This window comes from Acinetobacter sp. SH024, assembly GCF_000163635.1.
Lineage (GTDB): Bacteria > Pseudomonadota > Gammaproteobacteria > Pseudomonadales > Moraxellaceae > Acinetobacter > Acinetobacter pittii.
In genome coordinates, this window is record NZ_GG753601.1 from 755,113 (window position 1) to 767,922 (window position 12,810).

At 41.6% G+C, this 12,810-nt stretch carries 10 protein-coding genes; 3 read left to right on the forward strand and 7 right to left on the reverse strand.

The window, feature by feature from the left end; genetic code table 11:
* Positions 1-17 precede the first annotated feature (17 nt).
* The 5 genes from epmA to HMPREF0013_RS16120 form a co-directional block, all read right to left on the reverse strand.
* Positions 18-992 (reverse strand): EF-P lysine aminoacylase EpmA, encoded by a 975-nt coding sequence (gene epmA, locus HMPREF0013_RS16100; RefSeq protein ID WP_002118760.1) that lies wholly within the window; start codon positions 990-992, stop codon positions 18-20.
* Complete coding sequence (locus HMPREF0013_RS16105) at positions 989-2,056, reverse strand: 4-phosphoerythronate dehydrogenase (protein ID WP_002118412.1); 1,068 nt, start codon at positions 2,054-2,056, stop codon at positions 989-991. The genes epmA and HMPREF0013_RS16105 overlap by 4 nt, the downstream gene beginning before the upstream one ends.
* Positions 2,057-2,159: 103 nt before the next feature.
* Positions 2,160-2,552 (reverse strand): YkvA family protein, encoded by a 393-nt coding sequence (locus tag HMPREF0013_RS16110; protein WP_002118768.1) that lies wholly within the window; start codon positions 2,550-2,552, stop codon positions 2,160-2,162.
* 119 nt (positions 2,553-2,671) lie between these two features.
* Positions 2,672-3,463, reverse strand: a complete 792-nt coding sequence (fdhD, locus tag HMPREF0013_RS16115) for a formate dehydrogenase accessory sulfurtransferase FdhD (RefSeq protein ID WP_002118892.1) — start codon at positions 3,461-3,463, stop codon at positions 2,672-2,674.
* A gap of 78 nt (positions 3,464-3,541) precedes the next feature.
* Positions 3,542-5,950, reverse strand: coding sequence for an FdhF/YdeP family oxidoreductase (locus tag HMPREF0013_RS16120; protein ID WP_002118434.1), 2,409 nt, complete (start codon positions 5,948-5,950; stop codon positions 3,542-3,544).
* Between the two features lie 399 nt (positions 5,951-6,349).
* Between HMPREF0013_RS16120 and HMPREF0013_RS16125 the strand changes: the two genes are divergently transcribed.
* Complete coding sequence (locus tag HMPREF0013_RS16125) at positions 6,350-7,507, forward strand: glycerate kinase (RefSeq protein WP_002118832.1); 1,158 nt, start codon at positions 6,350-6,352, stop codon at positions 7,505-7,507.
* Here the strand turns inward: HMPREF0013_RS16125 and HMPREF0013_RS16130 are convergent.
* Positions 7,504-8,070, reverse strand: a complete 567-nt coding sequence (locus HMPREF0013_RS16130) for a TetR/AcrR family transcriptional regulator (RefSeq protein WP_002118547.1) — start codon at positions 8,068-8,070, stop codon at positions 7,504-7,506. The two genes, HMPREF0013_RS16125 and HMPREF0013_RS16130, sit on opposite strands and share 4 nt — an antisense overlap.
* 122 nt (positions 8,071-8,192) lie before the next feature.
* On the opposite strand from HMPREF0013_RS16130, the gene HMPREF0013_RS16135 reads away from it, so the two are divergent.
* Positions 8,193-8,975: an SDR family NAD(P)-dependent oxidoreductase gene (locus HMPREF0013_RS16135; protein WP_002118899.1), complete on the forward strand. Its 783-nt coding sequence runs from the start codon at positions 8,193-8,195 to the stop codon at positions 8,973-8,975.
* 37 nt (positions 8,976-9,012) lie between these two features.
* Positions 9,013-9,618 (forward strand): nitroreductase family protein, encoded by a 606-nt coding sequence (locus HMPREF0013_RS16140; protein ID WP_002118380.1) that lies wholly within the window; start codon positions 9,013-9,015, stop codon positions 9,616-9,618.
* A 78-nt stretch (positions 9,619-9,696) separates the two neighbouring features.
* On the opposite strand, the gene adeE is transcribed toward HMPREF0013_RS16140, so the two are convergent.
* Positions 9,697-12,810: a multidrug efflux RND transporter permease subunit AdeE gene (gene adeE, locus HMPREF0013_RS16145; protein WP_005803876.1), complete on the reverse strand. Its 3,114-nt coding sequence runs from the start codon at positions 12,808-12,810 to the stop codon at positions 9,697-9,699.

The following is a 12,810-nucleotide window of genomic DNA, read 5'->3' on the forward strand; positions in this document are numbered from 1 at the left end:
TTTTTATTTGTCAGCTTTTAAGCAATTTCTGCAGGAAAGGTCACTACTTTTTCAATTTTGACCTGATCCATTGCAACCATGAGTAAACGGTCTATACCTAAAGCGATACCTGAACATTCCGGCATATGAGGCAATGCTGCTAACAGATGCTCATCTAAAGGCATAACATGAAGCCCTTGCTTAGCCCGCTCTGCATTATCTGCTTCAAAGCGTGAACGTAACACGTCTGCATCAAGCAATTCATCGTAAGCATTGGCTAGCTCTAAGCCTTCAATATAAACCTCGAAACGCGCCGCGACCTCTTCCCCATCTTCATCTACTTTCACTTTTGCCAAAGAGGCCATTTCTGGTGGAAAGTCTGTTAAAAAAACTGGAGCATCAAAACCCAAACTTGGTTCAACAAAATGAGAAAACAACAAATCCATGTAAGCTAGACGATCATCGCCCAAATCAAGGTTTAACCCCACACGATTTGCCGTATCTTTGAGTTGTTTCAAAGTTGCCTGCAAAGGGTTGATATCAAGACGATCTTGAAAGGCATGTTTATAACTTAAAATAAATGGACGAACTTCACCAAAACGATGTTGCAAACAGGTTTGCAATAAATCGGCTGTTTCATGCATTAACGCTTTTAAGTCCAGACCCGGACGGTACCATTCAAGCATGGTAAATTCACTGTTGTGTTTACGCCCGTGTTCATCATCTCGGAACACCTTACAGATTTGATAAATCGGCCCACTACCGCTCGCCAATAAACGCTTCATGGCAAACTCTGGTGAAGTCTGTAAATATTGAGTTTGCAATTTGCCATTAATATGACGCAAAGCCTGAACCGAAGCTAAATGTACATCGGTGACACCTGCTTGTGAAACGATTGGTGTTTCGACTTCCATGACATCACGTTCAGCAAAAAACTGACGAATTTGGCTATAGAGCTTGGCACGTGCTTTTAAGGCATCAATTGAACAAGTAGGTTGATAACTTAAACTCATGCCTGTGGTCCCCCATGTGCTGCCCATTCACGGCGCAGCGGATAATTTTTACGTAATAAATCAAATGCTTTTTGCTCTACTTTGCCATCTTTAATACAGGCACGGATGTTGGCATCATCTTGAGCAATATCATAAATCTGAGCTAACTTTTGCTTTAACACTGCTTTTAAATCATGTCCTGAAAAATAGTCTTCGCATGCAGGTAGCTGAGTTTCAAAACGCTTATTAATGTCGTATCCAAACTTTTGACAAAAAGCTTCATAAATCATTTGTGTACCGCGGGCTTTTCCTTCAAGGCTATAACCAGCAATATGCGGTGTTGCTAAAGCCAACATGTCTATAAGTTCTTCTGATATGACTGGTTCATGCTCAAATACATCAAGCACCACTTTACGCTGGGTACGATGAATATCCTCCATTAAAGCAGCTTCTTTCACGACTGGACCACGTGCACTATTAATTAAAATCGTGTCAGGTTGAAGTGCTGCAAAAGCTTTTTCATCAAACAAATGATATGTCGGATGTTCACCGTTTTTGGTCAGCGGCACATGAATTGAAATTGCGTTGGCTTGTTGCAACAGAGTTTCTAAGCTTACGTTTTCAATTGCGTCTAGTTTCACATATGGGTCAAATCCAATTACATTCCAACCAAGTAACTGAGCCATATAGACCAAACGCTTACCGACGTTGCCAAGGCCAACAATGCCTAGGGTAAATTTTTCTTGTTGTTCTAAAAGGTTCGCATCTAAATGAAGTAAAGCTGTAATGACATATTCAGCAACCGCTTGGGCATTACAACCAGCCGCATTTGCCCAAGTAATTCCTTGTTTTTCTAACGCTGTAATATCTAAATGATCGGTCCCGATTGTGGCACTGCCCACATATTTTAATGCAGTGTTTTCAATTAAACTTGAGTTAACTGCAGTAACCGAGCGGACCAGTAAAGCTTGAGCATTTTTTACATCTGCATGGGTTAAAGTGCGCCCTGCTTTGTGTTGAATATCGCCAAACTCAGAAAAAAAGTAATCGGTAAATGCCAAATTTTCATCTGCGACGATTTTCATTGTCTGCAACCCATAGCTTATAAAAACGTTATTATCCTTTGAGTTGTAGCAAAGCACAATGTTAAGGGTATAAATTAGTACAGGGTCTCAAGACTCAGTTTAGTCACAACCCACCACCAAAATAAAAGTAAGCCATGACAGCGAGTGTGAGCCAAATTAAAATAATGAGTACGGCAACCAAATAGTTTTTTGGTCGTTTTTCATGTTCATCCAGCCATTCTTCAGCTTGTTGTTCAGCATCGAAAATGACTTGTTGAGGTGTAAAACGAACTGCTAACCAAATCAGCATTGGTAAAATGATGGCATCATCAATAAAGCCCAAAATAGGAATAAAATCGGGAATTAAGTCGATGGGGCTAAACGCGTAAGCCACAGCCACCACAGCAATAATTTTGGGTAACCACGGCATTTGAGGATGCCTTGAGGCAAACCAAAGCATAATAATTTGCTTCTTTAGACCTTTTGCCCATTCTTTTATTGATTGTAACCAAGACATTTGGACAGACTCTGAACCTTTAGAGTTTTATAATAATCCATAAAACCTATCCTTAGCTTAAAAGCCAAAGAAATGTCAGATGAGCTTTATTTTAGGTCCATCACCTTGAACAATATATTTTAAATTTCTGTATATAAAACAAATCTATCTCCCCTACAAAAACTCGCCAAAGTCAGGCCAGATTGTTTGGCTAATTGAATAGCCATGCTGGTAGGCGCTGAAATTGACGCCAGTAGACTTATATTCAGCTGGGCACATTTTCGTATCAGTTCATAACTTGCCCGACTGGTCATCACCACAAAACCTAAACTGGTGTCGTAGTTTTCTTGCGCTAAATAACCGAGTAATTTGTCTAGGGCATTATGGCGGCCAACATCTTCAAATAAAGCGACGATGTGACCATCAACCACCCATGCTGCGGCATGTGCGCCACCCGTTAAAGCGGTAATTTCTTGCTGGGCTTTTAAGTGGGAAATGGCACTCGGAATTTGCTCAAGCCATATTTTTGATGCATGCGTTGTAATTTTAGGAACGTCTAACTGAAACTGCTCTAAACTCTCAATTCCACACAAACCACACCCTGTACGGCCTACCATCATGCGGCGGTGTTCTTTTAAGGCAGCAAATGCTCTCGATGAAATAGTCATTTCAACCGTAATGCCCAATTCATTTTGATGTACATCAAGCGCATATAGCTCTTTTAAGCTGGTTAAAATTCCTTCCGAGAGACTAAAACCTTTGGCAAATAATTCTACATCGGTCGGTGTCGCCATCATCACCGCATGCGAGATGCCGTTATACACCAAGGCAATTGGGTACTCTTGCACAATATGATCTAAAACATTTTCAGAGTCGGTTTTGTTAAACCGCTGTACTGGTAATGTTTCAACCCCATAGGAATGTGGTGTCAAAATTATTTCCTTTATTTCAAAATGGCGCTTGTTTAGAGCGCCATTTGTTTGGATGACATTTTTTAATATTGCCTTTGATTAAAGGTTGCTTACTTTCTTATCAGCGTCTTCAGGCGCAACTGCCGTTGCCAAGTTAAAATGCTCTGGCGCATTTCCGGGATGCAAAATCACAGGAACACTTTTTGAAGCAGGAATCTTGGCATATTTATCATGACTGCTTAACGCCACCAAAGGATTGGTTTCCGGATAGTAAGCGGCCAAGCTGCCTCGCGGAATGTTGTACGGCACAATACGGAAACTATGCACGATACGTTTTACACCGTCCGAGAAAACACTTTCAATATCAACCCATTGGTTTGCTTCAAAACCAGCTTCATCAATATCAGCTTGGTTCATAAATAACACACGGCGTTGCCCAAACACTCCGCGGTAGCGGTCATCTAGACCATATAAAGTGGTGTTGTATTGGTCATGAGAACGAGTAGTCATTAAGGTATAAACCTTACTGTCGGTATATGCCGCAGCGTACTGATTTTCTTTATCGGCATAGACCTCACTCAGCGGTGTAATCATAAACTGCGCTTTACCACTTTTTGTATTCCAGATGTGCTGATTGGCTGGATGCTCTAGATGGAATCCACCCGGTTTATAGACACGTAAATTAAAGTCATGGAACTCATCAAACACATCGGCAATTGAATCACGAATACGGTCGTAGCTTTCGATATACCATTTCCATTTAATTTGGCTGTCTGGAAGTACTGCTTCAGCCATTCGGGCGACAATATCTGGTTCAGACAAAATATTGTCAGAAATTGGAGCGTTACGTCCTGCTGACAAATGAATATTACTCATTGAATCTTCAACTGAAATTGCCTGTGGGCCATGAAGCTGCTCATCAATTTCGGTACGACCTAAACATGGCAAAATTAGTGCATCTTTACCACACACCAAATGGCTACGGTTTAACTTGGTTGCGACATGAACGGTTAAATTACACTTTCTAAGTGCTTCTTGGGTATACGGCGTATCTGGCGTTGCAACTGCAAAGTTCCCACCCAAACCAATAAAGACTTTGACCTCACCTTCTGCCATGGCTTTAATAGTTTCAACGACACCATGCCCATTTTTTCTCGGTGATTTAATTCCAAATACGCGATCAATGTTGTCGAGTAATTTAGGGCTAGGTAGTTCATTAATGCCCATGGTTCGGTCGCCTTGCACGTTACTGTGCCCACGAACCGGACAAAGCCCTGCACCCGGTCTGCCAATTTGTCCACGCGCCAACAATAAATTTGCCAGCATATGTACGTTAGCTGTGCCGTGGCGGTGTTGCGTGATACCCATTCCCCAACAGAAAATTGAACGCTCTGATTCTAAAAAGAGTTTGGCGAGTTTTTCTAAATGTTCAGGCGATAACCCTGAGTGTTTATAAATATCTGCCCATTCAGTTCTTTCAACCTCAGCAATCATTTCATCAAAACCAACGGTATTCACCGCAATAAAGTTTCGGTCAAAAACGCTTGGTTTACCTGAGGCAAGTGCTTTTTTATCCCACTCATTTAAGTGCTTTAACATCCCTAACATGAGTGCATAGTCGCCCCCAATTTTAGGTTGGAAATAATAACGACTAATTGGCGTACTGCCGTTGGTCATCATTTCAAGCGGTGCTTGCGGGTCTTGGAAACGCTCTAAGCCGCGCTCTTTAATTGGGTTAATCGCAATAATGTTGCCGCCACGTTTAGATACTTCACGCAAAGTACCTAACATACGTGGATGGTTGGTTCCGGGGTTATGACCAAAACTAAAAATAGCATCGGCTACGTCAAAGTCTTCTAGGGTGACTGTGCCTTTTCCTAAACCAATCGAGTCAAGTAAGCCAACACTTGTGGTTTCATGACACATGTTCGAGCAGTCTGGAAAGTTATTTGTACCAAAGCTTCTCACAAACAATTGATATAAAAATGCTGCTTCGTTACTGGCCCGGCCAGAGGTATAAAATGCCGCTTGGTCTGGGTTGTCTAGCGCATGTAAATGTTGAGCAATGAGTTTAAATGCATCGTCCCATGAAATAGGCACATATTTATCGGTTGCAGCATCGTAGCGAACTGGGTCTGTTAAGCGGCCTAAGTCTTCGAGGAAAAAGTCACTTTGTTCTGATAACCAACTGACGGTATGCCCTGCGAAATATTCAGGAGTCACTGTTTTACTGGTTGCTTCAAAGGCAACTGCTTTTGCACCATTTTCACAGAAGTTAAATGCGTGAGCATCTTTCTTTTCTGGCCATGCACAGCCGGGACAGTCAAAACCTGTAGGTTGGTTAATGTTGAGTAAGGTAATTGAACCTTTACCTAAAATATCTTGTCGCTTTAAGTTTCGAGCAACACTTAGCAGTGCGCCCCACCCGCCAGCAGGATGAGTATATGGCTCAATTCGCGCAAAACCGTTATTTTCCTGTATATGCTTTTGTTCTTCTGAATTATCCACTTTTTCATCCTCTTATTTCTTCTTAGGCATTCAACAGATCCAATAAAACCACAATTTAATTATGCTTATATCAAGAATCGCTGCTGTCTAGCTTGTGGGTAGAGTCCGCTTGGTATGTTATTCACCATATTTTAAAAAGCTGGCTCAACTGTTCTTATAATATGTGCCATATTTTTTACAATTACAATCATTTAGGCCAACCGTGCCATTTATAGAAAAACATATAAAACAATGAGTTAAAAAGATAGAAACTCCGCCTTTTACAGATCAAAACATTATTGGCTTTTATTTTTAACAGATTGAAAGCCTTTTAAAATTGATGTTTACATGTCTTTATCTATGTTTTTTTCGCATTAAACAGTATAAAACAATTAAAAATCTATCCACATTAGAGCATTTATGAAGGTTGTGATCGCCCCTGATTCATTTAAAGACAGCTTATCTGCTTTAAACGTAGCTCAGGCCATTGCCAAAGGATGGCAAGAAGTTTTTCCTCATGCAGAAACGATTTTATGCCCGATGGCGGATGGCGGCGAAGGAACTATTGAAGCAGTGTTAGAGGTCTGTGAAGGTGAATGGCGTGAAAAAACTGTAGTCGGGCCATTAGGTAAGCCTGTTCAAGCCAAATGGGGCTGGTTAGAAAAACAAAAAATCGCCATCATTGAAATGGCTCAAGCGAGCGGCATACAGTTAGTCCCACCGTCAGAGCGTGATGCTTGCCACAGCACAACGTTTGGAACAGGCCAGCTCATTCTGGATGCTTTAGATGCAGGCGCAAAAGATATTATTTTAACTGTGGGTGGTAGTGCTACTAATGACGGCGGCACAGGATTACTGAGTGCTTTAGGTGCTGTTTTGCTCGATGCCAACCAAAAGGTTTTACCCGCAGGTGGTCTCGCTCTAGGCAACCTATCAAAAATTGATTTAACACATTTCGACTCACGTATTCAGCACACGCGGTTTTTATTGGCTGCCGATGTGACCAATCCACTTTGTGGCCCAAACGGCGCATCACATATTTTTGGCCCACAAAAAGGTGCTTCTCCTGCTCAAGTAGAGTTACTCGATGCAGCGCTTGCTCATTTTGCCGATGTCTCTGCGCAAATTTTAGGTTTCGACAAACGAAATGAAGCAGGTTCTGGTGCTGCTGGTGGTTTGGGCTTTGCAGCCAAAAGTTATTTAAATGCAGATTTTAAAGCTGGAGTTAAAGTCGTGGCTGAACTGAATCAGCTTGAGCATAAAATTGCTCATGCAGATTGGGTTATTACAGGCGAAGGTAAATTTGACCAGCAAACCTTAAGCGGCAAAACAGTTTTTGGGGTAAGCCAAATTGCAAAAGCTCATGGCATCCCGGTCATTGTGATTGCAGGAACTTTAGGCCAAGGCTATCAAGCACTTTATGAGCACGGCGTTACGGCTGCTTTCTCATTAGCAAATGGTCCCATCACATTAGAACAAGCCTGCGAACATGCAGCAGAACTCATTTATGAAAGAACAGTCAATATTGCGAGGTTAATTCAGTTTAGCCAAACCAGCTTGAAAGATAAAAAAGTTTAATCGGTTAACTTTAAAAGACTCTCTTTACAGCTTTCCAATATTTCATCGCTAAGGATTGATTGGTCTGGGCATGCGCGAGACAAGGCAATTGCCCCTACGGATTGAGCAAGAATATTAATAGCTTGCTTTCTCAACTCTGGCGCTTCCAAAGACACTTGTTTTGCTCGTTCATTCATAATGAACTGGATAAGTTGCTCAATGCCCTCTTCAAACTCGACTTTTACTTCGTCTGGTTGTCTTGCGGCATCACAAGATAACGCTGTTAAGGTACATCCCAAATCTCGGTTATCGCGATGAGTGCGGGACACATAAAGTTGAATAAATTGAGCTAAATTTAAACCTTCTATTCTTTTTAAAACCTGCTCAAGTCCATATTTAACAGTAATTGAGACAAGGTCTGTTTTCGAACTGAAATGTTTATAAAACCCACCATGAGTAAAGCCTGCACTAGACATTAACTCGGCAATGCCGACACCATCGTAGCCTTTGTTACGAAACAGTTGAGTCGCCTTTTCGACAATTTTTTCTCGGTTTTCTTTTACCTGAGTTTTACTGACTTTCATGTTGGCCTACCCACTTTTACTCACCCTACTCGTCACAATTATACATTGATTATGATTGACATCAAAAATTATATATTTTAGATTACGATCATCATCTAAAAATTAAAGCGTGGAGACATCACATGTCAGCTCAATCAAAAGTACTTATTACAGGAGCTTCGTCAGGAATTGGTTCTGTCTATGCAGACCGATTTGCTCAACGTGGCCATAACTTAATTTTGGTTGCACGAGACACAAACCGCCTAGATAAAATCTCAAAAGATCTTCAAGAAAAATACGGCATACAAGTCGAGTTCATTCAAGCCGATCTATCAAACGATCAAGACATCAGTAAAATTGAAGATGTACTCAAAAATGATGCTGATATTGAAATTTTGGTAAATAACGCTGGGATAGCACTAAACGGAACCTTTTTAACTCAAGATATTAAAGAGATTGAAAAACTTATTACTTTAAATATGACTGCGGTCATTCGTTTGTCTCATGCAATTTCGCAATCACTTATACATAAAGGTAAAGGTGCCATTATTAATTTAGGTTCTGTGCTTGGATTAGCCCCTGAATTAGGTTCTACCATTTATGGCGCAAGTAAATCTTTCATCCAATTTTTTAGCCAAGGCTTATATTTAGAATTAAAAAATCATGGCGTGCATGTTCAAGCCGTATTGCCTTCGGCAACTAAAACCGAAATTTGGGAACGTTCAGGCATCGACTTAAGCCAAGTTCCACCATTAATGGATGTCAATGATTTGGTCGATGCCGCTCTGATTGGTTTTGATCGCAAAGAAACAATTACAATTCCTGTGCTGAAAGACGAAAATCAATGGAATAATTTTGAAAAATCACGTATCACATTACTACCAAACTTTTCTTCGGCTGATGTAGCCCAACGTTATAAAAACTAACGAGTACCGCTACCCAACTCTTAAGTAGGAAAATCTTATGAATGTTATTGATGCCATCCGTAATCGCCGCGCAGTTAAACGCTTCGACCCTGCTTTTCAACTTTCTGAAGATAACAAAAAGCAGTTGTTGCAAGAAGTTTTAGCAAATGCGCCAAGCGCTTTTAACTTACAACATTGGCGTCCAGTCATCATTGAAGATACTGAGTTAAGACAAAAAATTCGCACCATTGCTTGGGATCAACCACAAGTTACAGAATCATCATTACTAATTGTGTTGTGTGCAAAAGTAAATACATGGGAAGTTGATGCTAAGCGTGTGTGGGATGGCGCGACTCCAGAAGTACAAAATATTATGGCTGGCGCAATTGACCAATATTACCGTGACCGTCCACAAACCCAACGTGACGAAGTTATGCGTAGTGCAGGTATTTTTGCTCAAACCTTGATGCTTCTTGCTCAAGAGCATGGTTTAGACAGTTGCCCAATGGATGGTTTTGACTTTGACGCAATGGCAAAGCTCATTAACTTACCTGAAGACCATGTGGTGTGTTTAATGATTGCTGTTGGTAAGTCGGCTTCCGAGCCTTACCCACGCGTGGGCAAACTTCCTTACGACGATGTCATTATTCAAAATACATTCTAAGTTTTTAGTCAGATTTTAGGCCCTCATGCTATTTATAGCATGAGGGCCTAATTGTTAATGACATTCTGTTTTGTAAAATCATTTTGCCTTTTTGGTGTTTAACTTATTGGTTAAACGACGAACTAAAAGAAAAAATAAAGGCACAAAGAAAATAGAAAGTAGAGTTCCCGAAATCATCCCACCAGTTACGGCGATACCAATTTCTTTTCGGCTAACAGCCCCTGCTCCTGTAGATACAGCCAATGGAAGAACACCTGCAACAAAAGCCAGAGATGTCATAATAATTGGCCGTAATCGCTGACCAGCACCTTCAATAATGGCATCCATTAATGCCTGACCAGCCTCTAACTTGGCTGCCGCAAATTCAACAATCAAAATAGCATTTTTGGCAGAAAGCCCAATGGTGGTAAGCATAGCGACCTGAAAGTAAATATCGTTAACAAAACCTGCCAGACTTGCAGCAACTACAGCGCCAATAAGACCTAAAGGAATCACTAGCATGACAGAGACAGGAATAGACCAACTTTCATAAAGTGCTGCCAAACATAAAAAGATAAAGATGATTGAAGCCAAATATAACCAGATCGTTTGGCCACCAGCTAGTTTCTCTTGATAAGACAACCCACTCCACTGAAGATTAAAACCTTGTTGCTGGTCAACTAACTGCTGCATCTTATCCATAGCCCCACCAGAACTCTCACCTGCCGCCGCAGAGCCTTGTATTTGAACGGCTGAAAGACCGTTAAAGCGTTGCAGCATTTGAGGGCCCATCTGCCATTTCACAGAAGAGAAGCTAGAAAATGGCGTCATCTCACCAGTAGCACCGCGAACATACCATTGCCCAATATCTTGGGGTAAGGAACGATAGATTGCCTCTCCTTGTAAATAAACTCGCTTAACACGTCCCTGATCTATGAAATCGTTAATATAAGATCCGCCCCACGCCGATGAGAGCGTATTACTAATATCTGCTTGGGCTAACCCAAGAGCACTGGCTTTTCTTTGATCGATATCGACTTGTAACTGGGCTTTATCTTCTAAGCTATTTAAACGTACTGCAGCTAGGCCAGAATCAGCATTTGCTGCTTTTAACACATTATTTTGTGCTGCGAGTAAAGCATCTCGTCCTTTATTTTCAGCATCTTGCAACCAAAATTCAAAGCCACTAGATTGCCCAAGGCCTCTTACAGCAGCGGGTGAAAGTACCTGAACGCGTGCGTTACGCAGTGACTTAAAATGTGCATTTGCACGAGCAATCACAGCTTCGGCTGTATTTTCACTACCTTCTCGATCATCCCAATGTTTGAGTCCGGCAAATGCCATTCCCACATTTTGCCCACTGCCTGCGTTATTTCTACCCATCACCATGAAAATCACATTGAGATTATTCTTTTCTTTCGTCAAAAAGTAATCTGCAATCTGATTACCAACCCGCTCTGTTTCAGCTAGTGTCGTGCCTACAGGCGTACTAAATTGAACCATAACCGAGCCTTGGTCTTCTTGTGGTAAAAACCCCGTATTCATACGCGTATATTGCCAACCTAACAAAGCCGTAATACCCACGAATATGATCATAAAGACTTTGGGTTTACCTAAAACAGCAACTAGCTTTGTGCGGTAGCCTGACTGCCCTTGTTCGACTTTACGATTGAACCAAGTAAAGAATTTTCTCTGCTTATGTTTTTCATTTGCAGGTTTGAGTAATGTTGCACATAACGCAGGTGAAAGTGTTAAAGCAACAATTGCAGAAAGTACCATAGCCGATACGAGCGTTACCGAGAACTGGCGATAGATAATCCCGACGGAACCACCAAAAAATGCCATAGGTAAAAATACCGCTGCGAGTACCATGGCAATACCCACGAGCGCACCTGATATCTCCTGCATTGAAATTAGGGTGGCTTGCCGAGCATCAACATTTTGCTCATGCATAACCCGCTCGACATTTTCTACAACGACAATCGCGTCATCTACCAGTAAACCAATTGCGAGTACCATCGCAAACAAAGTCAGTGTATTAATGTTATAGCCAAGTACGCTCAACACACCAAATGTACCTAACAATACGACCGGAACTGCAATTGCCGGAATTAAAGTCGCACGCCAGCTCTGCAAAAATAAGAACATGACAATAATGACGAGAACAATTGCTTCAGCTAAAGTTTTAATCACCCCATTTACCGAAGCTTCTACAAATGGCGTACTGTCGCGTGGGTATGCAACTTTTAAACCCGCTGGCATAGAGGCAGTTAACCGTGTGACTTCAGCTTTAACTCGTTCAGCCGTTTCTAATGCATTGGCACCAGAAGCAAGTTGAATAGACATACCCGAAGCTGGCTTTCCATTCAAACGTGTAGAAGTCTGATAACTCTCTGCACCACGCTCGACTCGGGCAACATCTTTAAGTAATACAACCGCACCATTGGTTTGTGTCCGCAAAATAATATTTTCAAATTGGCTCACGGTTTGTAACCGAGATAATGCTGTTACTGTTGCATTTAAAGCCTGCCCATCACGCGTGGGTAATGCGCCCAATTCTCCTGCTGTAATTTGAGTGTTTTGTGCTTCAATTGCGGTTCTAACATCTGATGGCATTAATCCATAACTGTTTAATTTATGAGGATCAAGCCAGATGCGCATTGCATATTGAGCACCAAATACGGTGATTTCACCCACTCCATCGACCCGACTTAATGGGTCTTGCAGTGTACTCACCATATAGTCAGATATGTCGACAGAAGATCTAGTCCCACTTTCATCGTAAAGCGCAAAGACCAGTAAACTATCGCCTTGTGACTTTGTCACAGTGATCCCTTGCTGCTGAACCTCTTGAGGCAATCGACTCAGCGCCTGATTCACAGCATTTTGTACCTGCACCTGAGCAGTGTCAGGATTGGTATTCTGATCAAAACTAAGACTTATCCTTGCTTGACCCGCCGAACTACTACTCGATGAAAAATAAAGTAGACCATCAATCCCTTTAATTTGTTGCTCCAAAATCTGGGTAACACTGTCTTCAACAGTTTTGGCCGATGCGCCCGGATAGTTTGCAGTAACATTTACACCCGGTGGTGCAATGTCAGGATATTGCTCAATGGGTAACGTTAAAATCGAAATCGTCCCCAATGCCATAATACAAATAGAGAGGACCCAAGCAAAAATAGGTCGTGCAATAAAAAAACTCGACAACAT